Source organism: Streptomyces sp. DSM 110735, assembly GCF_016482685.1.
Classification (GTDB): Bacteria; Actinomycetota; Actinomycetes; order Streptomycetales; family Streptomycetaceae; genus Streptomyces.
Map to the genome: position 1 here is coordinate 172,946 of NZ_JACYHF010000010.1, position 18,752 is coordinate 191,697.

At 71.8% G+C, this 18,752-nt stretch carries 18 protein-coding genes and 1 tRNA gene; 9 read left to right on the forward strand and 10 right to left on the reverse strand.

The window, feature by feature from the left end; translation table 11 throughout:
- Nucleotides 1-2: 2 nt before the first annotated feature.
- A complete protein-coding gene (locus IF655_RS17875; RefSeq protein WP_199585809.1) occupies nucleotides 3-431 on the reverse strand; it encodes a DUF2267 domain-containing protein in 429 nt (142 codons plus the stop codon).
- Between the two features lie 257 nt (nucleotides 432-688).
- Between IF655_RS17875 and IF655_RS17880 the strand changes: the two genes are divergently transcribed.
- Nucleotides 689-991 (forward strand): hypothetical protein, encoded by a 303-nt coding sequence (locus tag IF655_RS17880; protein ID WP_199585810.1) that lies wholly within the window; start codon nucleotides 689-691, stop codon nucleotides 989-991.
- A gap of 288 nt (nucleotides 992-1,279) precedes the next feature.
- Here IF655_RS17880 and IF655_RS17885 read toward each other — a convergent pair whose 3' ends face one another.
- Together IF655_RS17885 and IF655_RS17890 are read right to left on the reverse strand one after the other, a co-directional pair.
- Nucleotides 1,280-2,764 (reverse strand): MFS transporter, encoded by a 1,485-nt coding sequence (locus IF655_RS17885; protein ID WP_199585811.1) that lies wholly within the window; start codon nucleotides 2,762-2,764, stop codon nucleotides 1,280-1,282.
- A 463-nt stretch (nucleotides 2,765-3,227) separates the two neighbouring features.
- Nucleotides 3,228-4,652: a DUF445 domain-containing protein gene (locus IF655_RS17890; protein WP_199585812.1), complete on the reverse strand. Its 1,425-nt coding sequence runs from the start codon at nucleotides 4,650-4,652 to the stop codon at nucleotides 3,228-3,230.
- A 196-nt stretch (nucleotides 4,653-4,848) separates the two neighbouring features.
- On the opposite strand from IF655_RS17890, the gene IF655_RS17895 reads away from it, so the two are divergent.
- Nucleotides 4,849-6,183: an SGNH/GDSL hydrolase family protein gene (locus IF655_RS17895; protein WP_199585813.1), complete on the forward strand. Its 1,335-nt coding sequence runs from the start codon at nucleotides 4,849-4,851 to the stop codon at nucleotides 6,181-6,183.
- 110 nt (nucleotides 6,184-6,293) lie between these two features.
- Nucleotides 6,294-6,896 carry an RdgB/HAM1 family non-canonical purine NTP pyrophosphatase gene (rdgB, locus tag IF655_RS17900; RefSeq protein ID WP_199585814.1) on the forward strand — a complete coding sequence of 201 codons (603 nt, stop codon included), beginning with the start codon at nucleotides 6,294-6,296 and terminating at the stop codon, nucleotides 6,894-6,896.
- A 55-nt stretch (nucleotides 6,897-6,951) separates the two neighbouring features.
- Here the strand turns inward: rdgB and IF655_RS17905 are convergent.
- The 4 genes from IF655_RS17905 to bcp form a co-directional block, all read right to left on the reverse strand.
- Nucleotides 6,952-7,024 (reverse strand) — tRNA-Leu (locus IF655_RS17905).
- 16 nt (nucleotides 7,025-7,040) lie between these two features.
- Complete coding sequence (locus IF655_RS17910) at nucleotides 7,041-7,700, reverse strand: HNH endonuclease signature motif containing protein (protein WP_199585815.1); 660 nt, start codon at nucleotides 7,698-7,700, stop codon at nucleotides 7,041-7,043.
- Entirely contained in the window at nucleotides 7,697-8,311 is a 615-nt protein-coding gene (locus IF655_RS17915) for an HNH endonuclease signature motif containing protein (protein ID WP_307814960.1), read from the reverse strand. The genes IF655_RS17910 and IF655_RS17915 overlap by 4 nt, the downstream gene beginning before the upstream one ends.
- A gap of 99 nt (nucleotides 8,312-8,410) precedes the next feature.
- Nucleotides 8,411-8,878, reverse strand: coding sequence for a thioredoxin-dependent thiol peroxidase (bcp, locus tag IF655_RS17920; protein ID WP_199585816.1), 468 nt, complete (start codon nucleotides 8,876-8,878; stop codon nucleotides 8,411-8,413).
- 104 nt (nucleotides 8,879-8,982) lie between these two features.
- On the opposite strand from bcp, the gene IF655_RS17925 reads away from it, so the two are divergent.
- Together IF655_RS17925 and IF655_RS17930 are read left to right on the forward strand one after the other, a co-directional pair.
- Complete coding sequence (locus tag IF655_RS17925) at nucleotides 8,983-9,315, forward strand: DUF3618 domain-containing protein (protein WP_199585817.1); 333 nt, start codon at nucleotides 8,983-8,985, stop codon at nucleotides 9,313-9,315.
- An 81-nt stretch (nucleotides 9,316-9,396) separates the two neighbouring features.
- Nucleotides 9,397-9,699, forward strand: coding sequence for a co-chaperone GroES (locus tag IF655_RS17930; protein ID WP_135788791.1), 303 nt, complete (start codon nucleotides 9,397-9,399; stop codon nucleotides 9,697-9,699).
- A gap of 93 nt (nucleotides 9,700-9,792) precedes the next feature.
- Here the strand turns inward: IF655_RS17930 and IF655_RS17935 are convergent, their stop codons facing one another.
- The gene (locus IF655_RS17935; protein ID WP_199585818.1) at nucleotides 9,793-12,435 is read right to left on the reverse strand and encodes a transglycosylase domain-containing protein; all 2,643 of its coding nucleotides are present in this window, start codon (nucleotides 12,433-12,435) and stop codon (nucleotides 9,793-9,795) included.
- A gap of 1,632 nt (nucleotides 12,436-14,067) precedes the next feature.
- Here IF655_RS17935 and IF655_RS17940 point away from each other — a divergent pair.
- The 4 genes from IF655_RS17940 to IF655_RS17955 are packed head-to-tail and all read left to right on the forward strand — an operon-like array spanning nucleotide 14,068 to nucleotide 17,434.
- Nucleotides 14,068-14,868, forward strand: a complete 801-nt coding sequence (locus IF655_RS17940) for an ABC-2 family transporter protein (RefSeq protein WP_199585819.1) — start codon at nucleotides 14,068-14,070, stop codon at nucleotides 14,866-14,868.
- Nucleotides 14,869-14,923: 55 nt separating this feature from the next.
- Nucleotides 14,924-15,688 carry an ABC transporter permease gene (locus IF655_RS17945; protein WP_206776048.1) on the forward strand — a complete coding sequence of 255 codons (765 nt, stop codon included), beginning with the start codon at nucleotides 14,924-14,926 and terminating at the stop codon, nucleotides 15,686-15,688.
- Between the two features lie 3 nt (nucleotides 15,689-15,691).
- Nucleotides 15,692-16,660 carry an ATP-binding cassette domain-containing protein gene (locus IF655_RS17950; RefSeq protein WP_199585821.1) on the forward strand — a complete coding sequence of 323 codons (969 nt, stop codon included), beginning with the start codon at nucleotides 15,692-15,694 and terminating at the stop codon, nucleotides 16,658-16,660.
- Nucleotides 16,661-16,669: 9 nt separating this feature from the next.
- Nucleotides 16,670-17,434 (forward strand): DUF1707 domain-containing protein, encoded by a 765-nt coding sequence (locus tag IF655_RS17955; protein WP_199585822.1) that lies wholly within the window; start codon nucleotides 16,670-16,672, stop codon nucleotides 17,432-17,434.
- Between the two features lie 19 nt (nucleotides 17,435-17,453).
- Here IF655_RS17955 and IF655_RS17960 read toward each other — a convergent pair whose 3' ends face one another.
- Nucleotides 17,454-17,849, reverse strand: coding sequence for a hypothetical protein (locus IF655_RS17960; RefSeq protein WP_199585823.1), 396 nt, complete (start codon nucleotides 17,847-17,849; stop codon nucleotides 17,454-17,456).
- Between the two features lie 137 nt (nucleotides 17,850-17,986).
- The gene (gene rph / locus IF655_RS17965; RefSeq protein ID WP_199585824.1) at nucleotides 17,987-18,724 is read right to left on the reverse strand and encodes a ribonuclease PH; all 738 of its coding nucleotides are present in this window, start codon (nucleotides 18,722-18,724) and stop codon (nucleotides 17,987-17,989) included.
- Between the last annotated feature and the right edge of the window lie 28 nt (nucleotides 18,725-18,752).

The following is an 18,752-nucleotide window of genomic DNA, read 5'->3' on the forward strand; positions in this document are numbered from 1 at the left end:
GCCTACGCCGCGGTCACCAACTCCGCCCGACCGAACAGCAACGCGTAGCCCGGCGGAAGGCAGTTGATGAGGCGCGTCGCGACGGTAGCCGACTGGTGGGACAGGGCGGTGAGCACCGACGTCACGTGCCAGCGGGCCGTGGCCGAGGGGACGTTCATCTCGGTCGCGATCGAGTCGACGAACTCGCGGGCCGTGAGGGCGTGAGGGGCCGGGGGCTGGGTGAGGAGGGGGTTGGCGGCTTCCGGGGGGAGGGTGGCCGTCAGAGCCTCGCGGTCTTCGAGGGGGACGAGCGCGGCCAAGGCCGTGAGGACGGTATGCGTGACGGCTGCCGCCTCCGCCCTGGTCCCGTACTGGCCCGCCTCGCGTATCGCGTCGGTCAGGGACAGGGGCGCCGGGATGGTGGTTCTCGGCTGCGACGTCGTCACGGTCATCTGTGCTCCTCCTGCGTGCTGTGGCATGGGGTGGCAAAGCTCCGGATACCCCGTCCTTCCAGCCGTATGAGGTGCGGTTTCAGCCAATGTCCGACTGTGGCTGCCTGGTAGGGGGCGGTCCGTGGGCGCGTGTCCGCTCCACCGCCACCCGGCCGGAGGCCGCTCGCCGGCGCGCGTCCGCCCCGGTCGAAGCCCGGCCCGCGGCGCGCGTTAGCCTCGGCCGAGACACGACATACGGGAACAATCAGGAGGCGTTCATGGCCAGGGTTCCGAGTGCGGCGATCGCTGCCGCTGGGCTTGTCGGGGGGTACGGCGTTGCCCGCTGGACCAAGAAGCGTCCGCTCGGCGGGGTTGTCCTGGCTGCCGCCGGTGCGGCCGCTGCCCGGCAGTGGCAGGCTCAGGCCGGTAACGCGGTTGCCGGCGGGCTCACCGCCGCGTACGTCGCCGCCTTCGCCGGTTCGCACCCGCTGGCCAAGAAGGTGGGCGCCTGGCCGTCGGTCCTCGGCGTCGCCGGTGCCGTCGCCCTCGCGTCCTGGGCCGGCGCGGACCGACGGGGTTAGGTTCCCCCGTCCCTGGAGGTGGGCGCCCGGCCGTCCGTCCTGGGCGTCACCGGCGCCCTCGCCTCCTGGGCCGTCACCGGACCACCACCGCTCAGTCCCGTCCATGGCGGTGGACGTCTGGCCGTGCGTCCTCGGCGTCTCCGGCGCCCTCGCCTCCCGGAGCGTCGCAGGCCGGCCGGGTCAAGGGTCGTCCCGCCGAGGGGGCGCGTCGCCGGGCGGCCTTCCCGCCTAGGGCGGTGGGGGCCGCACCCCGTCACCCGTCGGCCCCAGCCTGCGCCCTCCCCCGGCTCACTTCTCCTCCCCACCCCCACCCACCGCAGTCAGCGGCGCAGCCACATCCTCCAGCCCCCGCCGCTCAGCGTTCACCGCCAGCGCCGCCGCCACCAGCCCCGCCACGCACATCAGCGCCGCGCCGATCTGGAAGGCGAGGACCGTGTCGCCGACGTGGCCCGTGGCCGTCAGGTCTGCGAAGAGGAGGGGGCCGCTGATGCCGCCCGCCGCGGTGCCGAGGGCGTAGAAGAAGGCGATCGACATCGCGCGGGTTTCCATGGGGAAGATCTCGGAGACGGTGAGGTAGGCGCTGGAGGCACCCGCGGAGGCGAAGAAGAGGACCGCGCACCAGCAGGCGGTCAGGGTCGCCGCGTTCAGGACGCCGCGGTCGAAGAGCCAGGCGGTGCCGAAGAGGAGCACTCCTGAGAGCAGGTACGTCGAGGAGATCATGATCCGGCGGCCGACCGTGTCGAAGAGCTTGCCGAGGAGGAGGGGGCCGAAGAAATTGCCTACGGCGATGACGGCGAAGTAGTAGCCGGTCCGCCCTGAGGGGACGTCGAAGAACTTCGTCAGGATCGCGCCGAAACCGAAGGTGATCGCGTTGTAGAGGAACGCCTGGCCGATGAAGAGAGAGAAGCCGAGGATCGCGCGCCTGCGGTAGCGGGCGAAGAGGGTGTGGGCGATCTCCCGGAAGGTCACCGTGCCGCGCTGGTGGATCTCCAGGCGCCCCGACGGCTCCGGCAGCCGCTCGCCGCTGTCCGCCTCGATCCTCCGCTCGATCCCCGCGACGATCTCCTCCGCCTCCCGGTCCCTGCCGTGGATCAGCAGCCAGCGCGGGCTCTCCGGTACGTGACGGCGTACGAGCAGGATCACCAGCGCCAGCACCGCGCCCAGCGCGAACGTCAGCCGCCAGCCCAGGTTCTCCGGCAGGAACGCCGTGTCCAGCGCCAGGATCGACAGCAGCGAACCGCCCACCGCGCCCAGCCAGAAACTGCCGTTGATGATCAGGTCGACCCGCCCCCGGTGCTCGGAGGGGATCAGTTCGTCGATCGCGGAGTTGATCGCCGCGTACTCCCCGCCGATGCCGAAGCCCGTCAGGAAGCGGAACAGGAAGAACCACCACGCCTCGGTCGACAGCGAGGTCAGCGCCGTCGCCGCGAGATACACCGCCAGCGTGATCATGAACAGCTTGCGGCGCCCGAACCGGTCCGTCAGCCGCGCCCAGAACAGCGCGCCGATGCACGCGCCCGCCACGTACAGCGCCGCCGCCACGCCCGTGACCTGCCCCGACGAGATCGTCAGCCCGCTGCCCGGCTCCGACAGCCGGCTCGCGATGTTGCCGACGACCGTGACCTCGAGACCGTCCAGGATCCATACGGTGCCCAGACCGACCACGATGGTCCAGTGCCAGCGGGACCAGGGCAGCCGGTCCAGCCTCGCGGGGATGTCGGTGGTGATCGTGGGAGCGGTACGGCGGGACGCCGGTGTCTCGGCTCGGCTCATGGGCTGCTGCCTCCTCGTCGAAGGTGCAGATCCAGGTTCCCCGGCCGGAAGGAAACAGGCCCGACGATCACCCGTTCAGCGTCGCCCACGCCCACATGCCAGCCCGACCAACGGCTACGACCCCCGGCCAAGGGCTATGACCCCCGTCCCGCCGAAGCCGCGCAGACCCTACGACCCCAACCCCCGGTCGACGCCTACGGCCCCGGCCCACTCTCCCGTCACCGACACCTCCACCCGAGCCAAGGCTCCACCCGCTTCCCCCGCCAGCGACTCCCCCGCCCGAGGCAATCCCCCGCCCCGCACCCCTGGCAACGGCACCCCACCCGGGCAAAAGCCCTGACCCGCACCACCGACAGCGGCGCCTCCACCCAAGCCAACGCCCCGCCCCGCATCCTCGCCCAACAACAGCTCGCCCCCGGCATACCAACCCACCGCACCCCACCCCCGCCGAAGCGGCGCAGCCCTACGCCCCCAACCCCCGCGACACCGCGTAGATCACCAGCCCCGCCAACGACCCCACCACCGTGCCGTTGATCCGGATGAACTGCAGGTCGCGCCCGATGTGCGCCTCGATCTTGCGGGTCGTGTGCTCCGCGTCCCAGCCCGCCACCGTGTCGGTGATCAGGGAGGTGATCTCGTCGCGGTAGGTGGTGACGACGTGGACCGCCGCGCCCTCCACCCAGCGGTCCACCTTCTCCTGCATCTTCGGCTCGGTCGCCATCCGCGTCCCGAGCGAGATCAGCCCCGCCCGCACCCGCAGCCGCAGCTCGCTGCGCTCGTCCTCCGCCGCCGCGACGATCATCGACCGCACGGCCGTCCACGCGGACGCGATCAGGTCCTGCACCTCGCCCCGCCCCAGCACCTCGCTCTTGAGCCGCTCCACCCGCGCCCGGGTCTCGGTGTCGGACTGGAGGTCGGAGGCGAAGTCGACCAGGAAACGGTCCAGCGCACCCCGCGCCGGGTGGGTCGGCATCTCGCGCATCTCGGTGACGAAGCGCAGCAGTTCCTTGTAGATCCGCTCGCCGACCTTGCGGTCCACGAAACGCGGGGTCCAGCCCGGCGCGCCGCCCTCCACCGCGACCATGACATCGTCGCGGTGCCGTACCAGCCAGTCGTGGGCGCGGGAGATCACCAGGTCCACGACACGCCGGTGCCCGCCGTCCTCGACGATCCGGTCGAGCAGCTTGCCCACCGCCGGGGCGATCTCGCGGGAGTCCGCCCGGCGGGTGATCGCCTCGCCCACCACCGCCTGCACGTCGGAGTCGCGCAGCACGGTCAGGGCGCCGCGCAGCGCGGTGGCCAGCTCGGCGGTGACCCGGTCGGCGTTCTCCGGCTCCGCGAGCCACGCGCCGAGCCGGCTGCCGATGCCGACCGCGCGCAGACGTTGCCGTACGACGTCCTGGGAGAGGAAGTTCTCCCCCACGAACTCCCCCAGCGACACCCCGAGCTGGTCCTTCTTGGTCGGGATGATCGCGGTGTGCGGGATGGGCAGCCCCAGCGGGTGCCGGAACAGCGCGGTCACCGCGAACCAGTCCGCGAGCGCGCCCACCATGCCCGCCTCGGCCGCCGCCGCGACGTACCCCGACCAGGGACCCGCGCCCGCGTGCTCCGCCCAGGTGGCCAGGACGTAGACCACCGCGACGAACAGCAGCATCCCGGTCGCGGTGAGCTTCATGTTCCGTACCCCGCGCCGCCGTTCCTCGTCGGCGGGGGTGAAGGCGGTCATGGTGCGGTACGACGCCGCGCCGCCCGGCCGCCGCTGTCCGACCGCGCCGACAGCGCCGGGCGTACCAGCCGTACCGTCCGTACCCGCCGTAGCGCCCGTACCAGCCGTACCGCCCGGGGCGCCGCCCCCGCCGTCCGGCCTGTCCTCTTCCGCGTGTTCCATCTCGCTCCACCCGTCCGGTGATCTCGCACACACATTGTCCCTTCCTGGGGACTTCAGGAACGGAACACGGGTTCCTCACGTCTGTCAGAGGGGTGGTTCGGGCAGGGTCCTGTCAACCCCGTCGGTCCCATGGCCCATCATGGGATCTTTGGAAGCGGAGCCCCCGGCTCCAGGCCCCGAGGAGATCAGCACCAGCGTGACCAAGCGCCACGGTTATGCCCTGCTCAGTGCGCTCGCCGCACTCGTCGTGATCCTGTCCGGCGTCATCTACGTCACGACGACACGCGGTGAGGACACCACGCGCGGCACGGTCGCCGACAGCGGCCCCCACCACGGTTCCACCGTCGCCCCCGCCTCCACGGGGACCTGGGTCGGAGCCTGGTCCGCCGCGCCCGCGGGCGCCGAGCCCGGCACCGAGACCCTCGGCATGGCGGGGCGCTCGGTGCGCAACGTCGTGCACGTGGGCACGGGCGGTACGAGCGCCCGCATCACGCTGTCCAACCTCTACGGCCAGACCCCGCTGACCATCACGCACGCCTCGCTCGCCGTCTCCGCGGGCCAGAACACCGCCGCCGCCCGTGCGGAAACGATGCGGCGGCTCAGCTTCAACGGCGCCGCGAGCGTCGTCATCCCGGCGGGCGAGCAGATCACCAGCGACGCGGTGCGGGTGAACATCCCGCACGACACGGACGTGCTGGTCACCACGTACTCCCCGACCCCCTCCGGTCCGGTCACCTACCACCCGCGCGCCCGGCAGCTCTCGTACATCGCGGCGGGCGACCGCACCGAGGACGCCACCGGGACGCCGTACACCGCGCAGACGCCCTTCTGGCGGTACCTGACCGCGTTGGACGTCATCAGCCACGAGGCGGACGGCACCGCCGTCGTCTTCGGCGACTCCATCACCGACGGGCTGACCTCCACGATCGGCGCCAACCGGCGCTGGCCCGACGCGCTCTCCCAGCGGCTGCGCGCGGCCGTGGAGAGCGGGGACAATCTGCCCCGGTACACCGTCGTCAACGAGGGCATCAGCGGCAACCAGGTCCTCGCGGACGGTCTCGGGCGCCCCGCCGACAACCCCAGCGGCATCGGGCGCTTCGGGCGGGACGTGCTCGGCCGCCCCAACACCAAGGTCGTGATCATCGACCTCGGCATCAACGACATCCTGCGCAACCCGCGCCGGGCGGACCCGAACAAGATCGCCGACGGTCTGCGCACGCTGGTCCGCCAGGCGCACGCCCGCGGGCTGAAGGTCGTCGGCGCCACGCTGATGCCGTTCCAGGGACACCTCGGCTGGACGCCCTCCCGCGAGGTCGTCCGCCAGCAGGTCAACGCCCAGATCCGCGCGGGCAAGGTCTTCGACGCGGTCGTCGACTTCGACGCCGCCCTCCGCGACCCCTACGCCCCCCACCACCTCCGCCCCGAGTACGACTCCGGCGACCACCTCCACCCCAGCGACCTGGGCTTCCACAAGATGGCGGAGGTCTTCGACCTGCGGATGCTGCGGGGGGCGGGGCAGGCGGAGCTTTAGCCCTCCGGGGGTTCGGGGGCTCGCGGGTGCGGCTCTGGGTGCCGTCCTACGGGCACCCGCGCCGCAGGGGGCCGGGCAAGGCCGGCGTCGGGGGCGTGAATACTGACCCCATGACCCGCTTGATCCTCGCCACCCGTAACGCCGGAAAGATCACCGAGCTGAGGGCGATTCTCGCCGAAGCCGGACTGCCCCATGAGCTGATCGGCGCCGATGCCTTTCCGGAGGTGCCGGACGTCAAGGAGACCGGCGTCACCTTCGCCGAGAACGCGCTGCTCAAGGCGCACGCGCTCGCCCAGGCCACCGGTCTGCCCGCCGTCGCCGACGACTCCGGTCTCTGCGTGGACGTACTGAACGGCGCGCCCGGCATCTTCTCCGCCCGCTGGGCCGGCCGCCACGGCGACGACCGGGCCAACCTGGACCTGCTCCTCGCCCAGCTCTCCGACATCGCGGACGAACACCGCGCCGCCCACTTCGCCTGCGCCGCCGCCCTCGCCCTGCCGGACGGCACCGAGCGCGTGGTGGAAGGCCAGCTCCGCGGCACCCTGCGCCACACCCCGTCCGGCACGAACGGCTTCGGCTACGACCCGATCCTCCAGCCGGAGGGCGAGTCCCGGACGTGCGCGGAGCTGTCGGCGGACGAGAAGAACGCGATCAGCCATCGGGGGGAGGCGTTCCGGGCGTTGGTGCCGGTGGTGCGGGAGCTGCTGGGCTGAGTTCACGACGGAGTCCCGCGCCTTCGATTCGAAGGTGCGGGACTCCGTTTTCCTGTGCGCCCGGTCGGATTCGAACCGACAAACACGACCACCTAAAGATCGCCGCTCGGCCGTTGGCGTACGGGCGCCTGCCTCGGCCATACATTACCGGGGAAAAGTATGCCGTCGCCGACCACCTCGGCACCAGGTGGCCGTGATCGCGTGGCAGTTGGGACACAGCAGACGCAGGTTCTCGCGGCGGTTGTCCCGCCAGTCCCCGTTGATGTGATCGACCTCCAGCGTCATGGGTCTGCCGATCCACTCGGCACCAACACCGCACTTCGCGCAGCGATCAGGGGTGCCAACCTCGTGAAGCGCGCGACGCAGGCTCTTGGTTGCGATGCGCTGCCCGCCGTCGTGCCGGACCAGAACGTCCTGTGCCCGCCGGGCATTGACCGCCGGCCTTCCTCGCTGGTGAGCCTGCCCGAGAAAGTGCGCGGTCGTCAGACGGTCCTCGGCGATCCACCGGTGGAGGTTCGCTCGCTGTGTGCCGTTGTTCTTCCGGCCCAGACGGCGGAGCACCTCGGTGAGAGAAGCCGATGCGGCGACCGCCACGCGCAACTCCTCGGGTGTGGGTCGCCCCCGCCTTCCGAAGGGCGGGAAATGAGAGACGTCGATACCGAAATGAGCGAAGCGCCTCATGAGGTATCGGCGCAGGCCGCCATACGAACCGGCGCCGAGGAAGACGATGACCTCCTCGATGTCTGAGCACCGCCTTGCGGCTTCGGCCAGGCGCTCTCGGGTGTACCGCACACCGCTGCTCACGAGGAGCGCCCCTTTCCCCGGCCCCGGTAGCTGTCCGTCGCGGAGTGGCAATTGGGGCAGAGCAGACGCAGGTTTTCGATGCGGTTGTCGCGCCAGTTGCCGTCGATGTGGTCGACTTCCAAGGGGAGCGGCTCGCCGAGCCACACCGGCTCGATACCGCACAAGGCGCACCGTTCTTCCACGCCCAGCTCGCGCAGCGCCTTCTTGAGCCGACTGCTCGGGATGCGTCTGGCGTGTGCCGACGTGTCCTCGGCCAGGAGCTGCACGCCGGTCCGGCCGCGCCTCTGGTTCTCCCTGGGGGCCAACGGCGTGAAGTGCGACGTGTCGATGCCGTAGGCCTTGATCCGACGGGAGATGTTCGTGTGGTTGCCGCCCACCAAGTCGAGCCCGAGCCGCCGCAGGACCTCGTTGACACTCTTCGACCGAGCGACGACTGGCTCGAGGACCTGCTTGGTCCACTTGGCTCCCTCACGCTCGAAGTGCGAGACGTCCACCCCGAGCTTCTTCATCCGCTCGTGGACGTACCGCCGCTTCCAGCTCTTCGGATCCACCTCCAGCCCCTCCGCCCCGGCCGCACGTTCGTCGCCCGCTTGGACTAACGAACCGGTTATCGGACGGTCGCGCACGGAAAACGGAAAGCGGGGGGGCGGAGAGAAGTGCGGCCCGCGCCGGAAGGGTCCGGGGCGGGCCGTTCGTGGGGCGGGGTGGGGTCAGATGCCCAGGTCCTTGATGATCTTCGCTACGTGACCTGTCGCCTTGACGTTGTAGAGGGCCCGTTCGACCTTGCCGTTCTCGTCGACGATCACCGTGGAGCGGATGACGCCGACGACGGTCTTGCCGTAGAGCTTCTTCTCGCCGTAGGCGCCGTACGCCTCCAGGACCTGCTTGTCGGGGTCGGCCAGGAGGGTGACCTTCAGGGACTCCGCGTCGCGGAACTTGGCCAGCTTCTCCGGCTTGTCGGGGGAGATGCCGATGACGTCGTAGCCGGCGCCGGCCAGCAGCGCGAGGTTGTCGGTGAAGTCGCACGCCTGCTTGGTGCAGCCGGGGGTAAGTGCCGCGGGGTAGAAGTAGACGATGACCTTGCGGCCCTTGTGGTCCGCCAGGGACACCTCGTTGCCGTCGGCGTCGGGGAGGGTGAAGGCCGGGGCCGGGTCCCCGGGCTGGAGTCGCTCGCTCATCCCGCCAGCCTAATCGGACGGACCGGGGCCCCTCGCCGTGCGGAGCGGCCAGGAACTGACAGACTGTTCACCACAAAGCATCAGCAGACTTCGGAGGCCGTACGGTGGCGGAGACGTCGGACACCAGAACACCGGCGCAGATCGAGGCGGACATCAAGCGCCGTCGTGAAGTGCTGGCCGAGACGCTCGACGAGATCGGGGTGCGCGTGCACCCCAAGACGATCGTCGGCGATGCCAAGGCGAAGGCCGTCGCCAACCTCGACCACGTCTTCGGCCAGGCGTTCGTCACGGCCAACCGGGTGATGACCGAGGTACGGGACCAGTTCGTGGACGACGACGGCGCGCCCCGCATGGAGCGGATCGTGCCCGCCGCGCTGATCGTGGCGGGCGCGGTGGGTCTGGTCGTGGTCGGCGCGACCCGGCGGCGCAGGCGCTGAGCCGCGGCGGGTAGGTTCTGGGGTGTGAGCGCCAACAGAGACGAGCAGAGCACGCCCCACCACGACAAGCTGCCCATCCGGATGCTGCACGACCGGGTTCTCGTGCGGCAGGAGACCGGTGAGGGCGAGCGGCGGTCGGGCGGCGGCATCCTGATCCCCGCCACGGCGGCGGTCGGGCGCAGGCTGGCCTGGGCCGCGGTGGTGGCGGTCGGGCAGAACGTGCGGACGGTGGAGCCCGGTGACCGGGTGCTGTTCGACCCGGAGGACCTGGCCGAGGTCGAGGTGCGGGGGGTGGCGTACGTGCTCATGCGCGAGCGTGATCTGCACGCGGTGGCCGCCGACCGGTTCGAGGGGTCGGAGGACTCCACGGGGCTGTACCTGTAGGACCCGCTGATACGACGGAGGGGCTGGTGACCTGGTCACCAGCCCCTCCGTCGTGCAGTCATGCAGTCGTACAGCCGTGCGGCCGTACGGGCGTCAGTCGCGGCGCCCGTTCAGCGCCGGACCGCCGAGCCCGGCCGGGAGACCGCCCGCGCCGCCGTCGGCCGCGCCACCGCCGCCGGTGGCGTCACCGCCGGTCGCGCCGCCGGGGGTGCCGCCGGTGGCCGCGCCGCCCGCGGCGTCTCCGCCGGTCGCCGCCCCGCCGGTGGTGGGGGCGCCGCCGGTGGCGCCGCCGTCGGTCGGGGTGCCGCCGGTCGCGCCGCCGTCGGTGGGCGTGCCGGTGGCGGCGCCGCCGGTCTGGCCGCCGTCGGTCGGCGTGGCGCCCTGGCTGGGCGTGCCGGTGGCGGTGCCGCCGTCCTGGCCCGCGTCGGTGCCGGGCTCGGTGGGCGCCAGGGTGGCGGGTGCCTCGACCTCGGCGCCCTGCTGGAGGTCCAGGTCGAAGGTGGCGGCGGGCTTCCCGCTGAGGGCGTCCTTCGTGTACTGCGCCCAGATCGCGGTGGGCGGACCGCCACCGTTCATACGGGGCTGGCCGAGCGCGCCGTACAGCGGCTGGTGCTGTGCCGTGACCGGGTCCTGGCCCATGACCGCGACCACGGTGGCCAGGTCGGGGGTGTACCCGGCGAACCAGGCGGCGGTGTCGCGCTCGGCGGTGCCGGTCTTGCCCGCGGCGGGGCGCCCCGCTGCCTTCGCGGCCATGGCGGTACCGGTCTCGACGACGCTCCGGAGCACGGAGGTGGTGGTGTCGGCTGCCTCACGGCTGACGACCTGCTTGGACTGCCCGCCGGGGAGGGTCACCGGGTTGCCGCCCTTGGTGACCTTGTCGATGAGCGTGTACGTGCCGTGCCGCCCGTGGTTGGCGAGGGTGGCGTACGCCTGGGCCATCTCCAGGACGCTGGCGTTGGCGGTGCCGAGCGCGATGGACGGCGAGGGGTACATGTCGGGGGTGTCGGCGGGGATGCCGAGGTCGATCGCGGTCTTCTTGACCTTGGCGCCGGTGACGTCGGCGGCCATCTGCGCGTACACCGAGTTCACGGAGAGGTCGGTGGCCTTGCGGACGGTGATCTGGCCGTACGACTTCTGGTCCTCGTTCTCCGGGGCGTAGGCGCCGCCGCTCCAGCCCTGTACGGGGCGCTTGTTGGTGCCGTCGTAGTAGGTGTTCGGGGTGATCGGCTTGCCGTCCTGGGTGGTGGAGCCGTTCTGGACCGCCGAGGTGAACACGAACGGCTTGAAGGTGGAGCCGACCTGGAAGTCACCGCGGGTGGCGCCGTTGGTGTACTGCTTCAGGTAGTCGATGCCACCGTAGAGCGCGACCACGCGACCGGTCTTGGGGTCGACGGAGGCGCCGCCCGCGCGGACGTAGGTGTCGGCCTTGTTGTTCTTGTTCAGCTTGGAGATGAGCTGGTCGTCGACGGCCTTGACGAAGTCGTCCTGCTTGTCCTTCTGGATGGTGGTCGTGATGCGGTAACCACCGCGCGTCATCTGCTCCTTGGTGAGGATGTGGTGGTCGGTGAGGTAGTCCTTGACCGCCTCGACGAGGTAACCGCGCTGGCCGGACAGACCGGTGGAGATGGTCTGTTCCCTCGGCATGGGGAACTTCAGTCCGGTGCGCTCGGACTGCGACAGCCAGCCCTTCTTGACCATGCCGTCCAGGACGTAGTTCCAACGGGCCACGGCGGCGGGCTTGTTCTCGGGGTGGGCGACGACGTCGTACTCGCTGGGCGCGTTGACGAGCGCGGCGAGGTAGGCGGCGTGGGCGGCGTCGAGCTTGACGGCGTCCTTGCCGTAGTACGCCTGGGCGGCGGCCTGGATGCCGTAGGCGCCGCGGCCGAAGAAGCTGGTGTTGAGGTAGCCCTGGAGGATCTCGTCCTTGGACTTCTCGCGGCCGAGCTTGACCGAGATGAAGAACTCCTTCGCCTTGCGGGTCAGGGTCTGTTCCTGCGCCAGGTAGTAGTTCTTCACGTACTGCTGGGTGATGGTGGAGCCGGACTGCTTGCCCTTGCCGGTGGCCATGTTCCAGCCCGCGCGGAGCATCGCCTTGGGGTCGACGGCGGGCTCGGTGTAGAAGTCCCGGTCCTCGGCGGCGAGTACGGCGTGCTGGGCGTTCTTGGAGACCTCGGAGAGGTTGACGTTCTCGCGGTTGACCTGGCTGTCGCGGGTGTCGCGGGCGAGCTGGGAGCCGTCGGCGTAGAGGTAGACGTTGCTCTGCTTGGTGGCGAGGGCGTTGGCGGGCGGGATCTTCACCATCGAGTAGCCGAGGAAGAAGAGCCCGACGAGCAGCAGTGCGCCGACGACGACGGTGCCGAGGATCAGGCGCCAGCCGGGGACGAAGCGGCGCCAGCCGGTGCGCTTGGGCTTCTTGCCGTTGCCGTTACCGCTGCCGTTACCGCTGCCGCTGGCTGCGGTGGTGGTCTCCGGGGCGGTGTCCGAGGTACGGGGGATGACGCTGGTGGCCGCGGCGGCGCTTCCCGTGCCGGTGACGGTGGGGGCGGCGGGCGTGGTGGGCTGCTTGTCCCCCTGGCGGGGGGCGTTGACGCGCCGGAGCACCTGCGTGTGCTCGTCTGCGGGCGGCTCGCCCTTGGGGTCCTTGATCCGCCGCAGCACCTGGGTGCTCTCGGTGGGCGGGGGCTCGCTCTGGTTCCCGCCCTTGGCGCCCTGCGGCGCCTTGATCCGCCGGAGCACCTGCGTGCTCTCGGCAGCGGGCGTCTCCTCGGCACCGGAACGAGGTCCGGGGACGGAGGGGGTCTGGGCGGTGCCCTGCTTGGCACCGGGGGCACCGGAGGCCGAACGGCCGGACTGGGGAGCCTGGTTGGGGCGCCCGGAGGGGTCGGCACCGGGTCCCTGACCGGCGGCGCCGCCGGTCTGGCCGGTCTGGCCCGTGCGGGACGTGCCGCCGAGCTGGGCTGCCTGACCGCCGCCCTGAGCGGGACGGGAGGCTCCGCCGGTCTGGCCGGTCTGGCCAGGACGGGACGCGCCGCCGCCCTGAGCCGGACGCTCGGCACCGGAGCCCTGGTCGGGACGGCTCGCGCCGCCGAACGGGGACGCCTGGGCGCTCTGCGTCGAGCGCTCGGCACCAGTCCCCTGGGACGTCTGGCCACCCTGCGCGGAACGGGACGCGTCACCGGTCTGACTGGGGCGACCCGCGCCGCCGGACGGGGACTGGCCCGGACGGCTCGCGCCGCCGAGCTGGTCCGCCCGGCCGCCCTGCGTCGAGCGCTCGGCACCGGTGCCCTGGGGCGCCTGGCCGGTCCGGCCCGGACGGTCGGCAGTACGAGCCGCCGACGGCTCCTGGCCCTGACGGTCGGCGCCAGCGGATTGAGCGCCCTGGCCCTCGCGGCCGGAACCACCCGAACCGCCGACCTGACCAGCACCCTGGCCCGGACGACCCGCGCCGGAGCCCTGCGAAGACGCGCGGTCGGCGGCGGTCTGACCGCCCTGTGCCGGACGACCCGGACCACCGGTCTGAGCGCCCGCACCAGAAGCCTGGCCCGGCTGTCCGCCCTGCCCCGCCTGGTTCGACTGACCACTCCGACCCGTACCGGCGGGCTGACCCGCCTGAGCGACCCGACCCGGAGAATCGGCGCCCGCGCCCTGACCGGGGCGCCCCGCACCGGAAGCCTGACCGCCCGAACGCGCGCCGTCCGCGCCGCCAGCCTGGCCACCCTGTGTCGGGCGACCCGGACCACCGGCCTGACCGCTCTGGCTGCCCTGCCCCGGACCACTCGCACCGGAACCCTGGCCCGACGGGCGACCCGCACCGGAACCCTGACCCGGCTGGCCACCCTGACCGGGACGACCCGCACCGGAGCCGTCGCCCGACAGACGCCCCGCCCCGGAACGCCCCGCACCGGAACCCTCGCCCGGCCGTCCACCCTGCCCCGGGCGCCCCGCGTCGGAAGTCGGACCCGGGCGGTCCGTACCTCCGGCAGGGCGCCCCGCAGGGGAATCGCCCGCGTCACGTGGCTGGTCCCCCTCGGCCGTCCCGCCCCCCGGACCCCCGGGGGTCCGGGGGACCGGCTTCGCCTGGTGGCCCGGTTCGGGCCCCTCAGCCGGCTGCGGTGCGCCGGGCGCCCCGCCCTCGGTCGGCCGATGCGGCTGCTCGTCGCTCATCTCGTGCACGGACTCCTGTTTCGCGTCGTACGTTTCCGTACGCCTCGTACGCCTACCTGCGCCCCCAGTTTGAAGACTCTCGCACCTGGCGTTCCGTTCCCGGATTCAGGCACGCTTCCGGCACGGAAAATGCGTGGCCGGTCGCCGGGCCTCCGGACTAGGCTCCTGCGCTTCGGTGTCGAAGAGTCCAGGAGGTGGACCGACGTGAGCGCGGGACGGTTGTACGCGGCCGTCGCAGCAGGGGGATTCAGACGGTACGCGACCTACCGGGCAGCCACTGCGGCAGGGGTGTTCACCAACACGGTCTTCGGACTCGTCATCGTCTCCACCTATCGCGCCCTGTGGGACGCCCGCCCGCACCTCGGGGGGTACGACGAGGCGCAGGCCGTGACGTACGTGTGGCTGGGGCAGGCGCTGCTGTCGACGCTCGCGATCGGCGGCGGGGGCGCCGAGGAGGAGTTGATGGAACGCATCCGTACGGGTGATGTGGCGATCGACCTGTACCGCCCCGCGGATCTTCAACTGTGGTGGCTGGCCACGGATCTGGGGCGGGCGTTCTTCCAGTTGCTGGGGCGCGGGGTCGTGCCGTTCGTGGTGGGCGTCCTGTGTTACCCGGCGTATCTGCCCACGGACGCGGGCACGTGGCTCGCCTTCCTCGTCGCGGTCGTGCTGGCGATGCTGGTGGGCTTCGGCATCCGCTATCTCGTCGCGCTGAGCGCGTTCTGGCTCATGGACGGGGTCGGAATGGCTCAAATGGCGTGGCTGGCCGGGGTGTTCTGCTCGGGGATGCTGCTGCCGCTGAACGTGTTCCCGGGCGCGCTCGGCGAGGTCGTGCGCGCGCTGCCGTGGTCCTCGCTGCTTCAGGCTCCGGCGGACGTGCTGCTGGGACGGGCGGACCCGCTGGGGACGTATCTCTTCCAGGGCGCGTGGGCGGTGGCGCTGCTCGGCGCGGGCAGGCTGCTGCAGTCGGCGGCGACGCGGCGGGTGGTGGTCCAGGGTGGCTGAGGACACCGTGGGGCGGGTGCGGGAGGGCGCCCGCACTTACCGGCTGGTGGCGGGCATGTGGCTGCGCTCGACGATGGCGTACCGCGCGTCCTTCGCGATGACCGCGTTCGGGAACTTCGCGGCGACCTCCTTCGACTTCGTGACGATCATGCTGATGTTCTCGCGGGTGGAGAAGCTGGGCGGCTGGACGCTGCCGGAGGTGGCGTTCCTGTACGGGCTGTCGGGGCTGTCCTTCGGTCTGGCCGACCTGGCGATCGGCTCGATGGACCGCCTCGGGCGCCGGGTGCGCGACGGCACGCTGGACACCCTGCTGGTCCGCCCGGCGCCGGTCCTCGCGCAGGTGGCGGCGGACAAGTTCGCGCTGCGGCGCCTTGGCCGGGTGACGCAGGGCGCGCTGGTGCTCGGCTGGTCGCTGGCAGAGCTGGACGTCGACTGGACGGCGCCGAAGCTGATCCTGCTGCCGCTGACGGTGGTGAGCGGGTTCGGGATCTTCTGCGCGGTGTTCGTGGCGGGGGCGGCGTTCCAGTTCGTGGCGCAGGACGCCTCGGAGGTGCAGAACGCGTTCACCTACGGCGGTACGACGCTGCTCCAGTACCCGCCGACGGTGTTCGGGCGGGAGCTGGTGCGCGGGGTGACGTTCGTGCTGCCGCTGGCCTTCGTCAACTGGCTGCCCGCCTGTTATGTGCTGGGGCGGCCGTATCCGCTGCGTCTTCCGGCGTGGGTGGCGTTCGCGCCGCTGCCGGTCGCGGTGGGCTGCTGCGCGCTGGCGGGGCTGGCGTGGCGGGCGGGACTTCGTTCGTATCGGAGCACAGGGAGCTAGCGGATGGCGGACGCTGATTTCATCGCGCTGGAGAAGGTCGAGAAGGTCTTCCAGGTGCGCAGGAAGACCGGGTTCCTGAAGCGGGAGCGGCGCGAGGTGCGGGCGGTGGACTCGCTGTCGTTCACCGTGGCGCGCGGCGAGATGGTGGGGTACATCGGTCCGAACGGCGCCGGGAAGTCGACCACGATCAAGATGCTGACCGGCATCCTGACGCCGAGCGCGGGCAGGCTGCGGGTGGCCGGGATCGACCCGTCGCGGGAGCGGACGCGCCTCGCGCACCGGATCGGGGTGGTGTTCGGGCAGCGTACGACGCTGTGGTGGGACCTGCCGCTGATCGACTCGTACCGGCTGGCGCACCGCATGTACCGCGTCCCGGACGCCCGTTACCGGGAGAACCTGGACCGCTGCGTCGAACTCCTCGAACTCCAGGACCTGTTGGATGTTCCGGTACGCCAACTCTCCCTGGGCCAGCGGATGCGCGGCGACATCGCCGCCGCCCTGCTGCACGACCCCGAGGTGCTGTACCTGGACGAGCCGACGATCGGTCTGGATGTCGTCTCGAAGGCGAAAGTCCGGGGATTCCTCAAGGAGTTGAACTCCGAGCGCGGCACCACGGTCCTGCTGACCACTCACGACCTCCAGGACATCGAGCAGTTGTGCTCGCGGGTGATGGTGATCGACCACGGCAGGCTGATGTACGACGGCGCGCTGGCGGGGCTGCACGAGGCGGCGGACGGCGAGCGGACGCTGGTGGTGGACCTGGAGCGGGAGCTGCCGCCGGTGGAGGTGCCCTCGGCGCGGGTGGTCCGGGTGGAGGGTCCCCGGCAGTGGCTGGCGTTCCCGGCGGGGCAGTCGGCGGCGCCGCTGGTGGCGCATCTGGCGGCGGTCTATCCCCTGGTGGACCTCTCGGTGCGCGAACCCGACATCGAGTCGGTCATCGCCAAGATGTACGCGGAGAAGGCGGTCTCGTAGTCTGCTGTCATGACCGACGACGCTGTTCCGGACCTTCGCTCTCCCGATGCCGTCCCGGACCTCAGGGCCTCCGACGCGGACCGTGAGCGCGTCGCCGAGGTGCTGCGCGACGCCCTGGCCGAAGGACGCCTGGACATGCAGGAGTTCGAGGAGCGTCTTGAGGGCGCGTACACGGCGCGTACGTACGGCGAGCTGACCCCGCTGACCCGGGATCTTCCGGTGGCGGGGGTGGCGGCGCCGTCGCCCGTGTCGTTCGTCAAGCAGCCTGTCCCCGAGGGGAGTTGGGCGTCGCGGATCACCGGCGGGGAGGGTTCCTCGACGGGTGCGGTGGCGGTGTTGTCGGGCTTCCAGCGCAAGGGGCGCTGGACGGTGCCGAAGAAGTTCACCTGCTTCGCGTTCCTGGGCGGCGGCGAGATCGACCTGCGCGAGGCGAACTTCGCGGACCGCGAGGTCGAGATCAACTGCGTAGCGGTGCTGGGCGGCATGGAGATCACCGTCCCGCCGGGCGTCGAGGTCCATGTGCGCGGCATCGGCGTGATGGGCGGCTTCGAGCACCCCGAGTGGGACGAGCCGGGCGAGCCCGGGGCGCCCCGCGTGATCATCAGCGGGTTCGCCTTCTGGGGCGGGGTCAGTGTGGAGCGCAAGGTGACCCGGGCCGAGCGGCTGCGCCTGAAGGAGCTGCGCCGCCAGGAGCGGGACCTGCGCCGTCAGGAGCGGCACGAGCGGCGCTGCGCCCGCCGCGAGGAGCAGCGGGAGCGCCACCGGGGTCACTGAGCCCCGTGGCTCAACGCCCTTACGGCGTGCAGACCTTGGTGAGTTCGCCCGCCGCGTCGGTGACGGGGGTGACGTCCGGGGTGGCGTCGCCGTCCTTGATCGCCCGGCGGACGCCCGCCACGGCGCGGTCCAGGTGGTCGACGGCCTTGTTGACGCCGGCGTCGTCGGTCCGGTCGCCGATCCGGTCGAGGTCCTTCTGGATGGCGTCGAGGGAGGCGTCGGCCTGGGTGGGGTCGTCGCTCGCGTTCTCCACCGCCTGCTGGAGGTCGGTGACGCTGTCCGCGACGGAGTCGGCGGTCCGCACGCAGTCCAGTGCCTTGTCCACGGCGCCGCAGCCGCCGACGAGCCCGGCGGTGAGCGCGGCGCCCGCCAGTGCGGCGGCGATGGCGGTGGTACGGCGGCGGCCGGCGGCCATGTCGTGCTCCTCCCCTGGTACGGCTGGCCGGGCGCGCGGTCTTTCGGCCGCGCGCCCGTACCGTCACAGACGCCGTGGGGCGAGCGGGGGTTGCCCGGCGCCCCCCCCCTGTTTTGACCGCCGCTTTGCCTAGGGCCCTAGGCGCCGAGGGTGGTCTCGAGCGCGGCGCGCTGGAGCAGGGCGAGTTCGTCGCAGCCGGTGACGGCGAGGTCGAGCAGGGCGTTCAGCTCGTCGCGGGCGAAGGGCTCGGCCTCGGCGGTGCCCTGGACCTCGACGAAGCGACCGTCGCCGGTGCAGACGACGTTCATGTCGGTCTCGGCGCGCACGTCTTCCTCGTAGCAGAGGTCGAGCAGCGGGACGCCGCCGACGATGCCGACGGAGACGGCGCTGACGGTGCCGGTGAGCGGCTTGCGGCCGGGCTTGACGAGCTTCTTGGCCTGCGCCCAGGCGATCGCGTCGGCGAGGGCGACGTAGGCGCCGGTGATGGCGGCGGTGCGGGTGCCGCCGTCGGCCTGGAGGACGTCGCAGTCGAGGACGATGGTGTTCTCGCCGAGCGCCTTGTAGTCGATGACGGCGCGCAGGGAGCGGCCGATGAGGCGGGAGATCTCGTGGGTGCGACCGCCGATCTTGCCGCGCACGGACTCGCGGTCGCCGCGGGTGTTGGTGGAGCGGGGCAGCATGGAGTACTCGGCGGTCACCCAGCCCTCGCCGCTGCCCTTGCGCCAGCGGGGGACGCCTTCGGTGACGGTGGCGGTGCAGAAGACCTTGGTGTCGCCGAAGGAGACGAGGACGGAGCCCTCGGCGTGCTTGCTCCAGCCGCGTTCGATGGTGACCGGGCGGAGCTGTTCGGGCGTGCGGCCGTCGATGCGAGACATGGGGACGACCCTATCGGGCGCGGGCGGG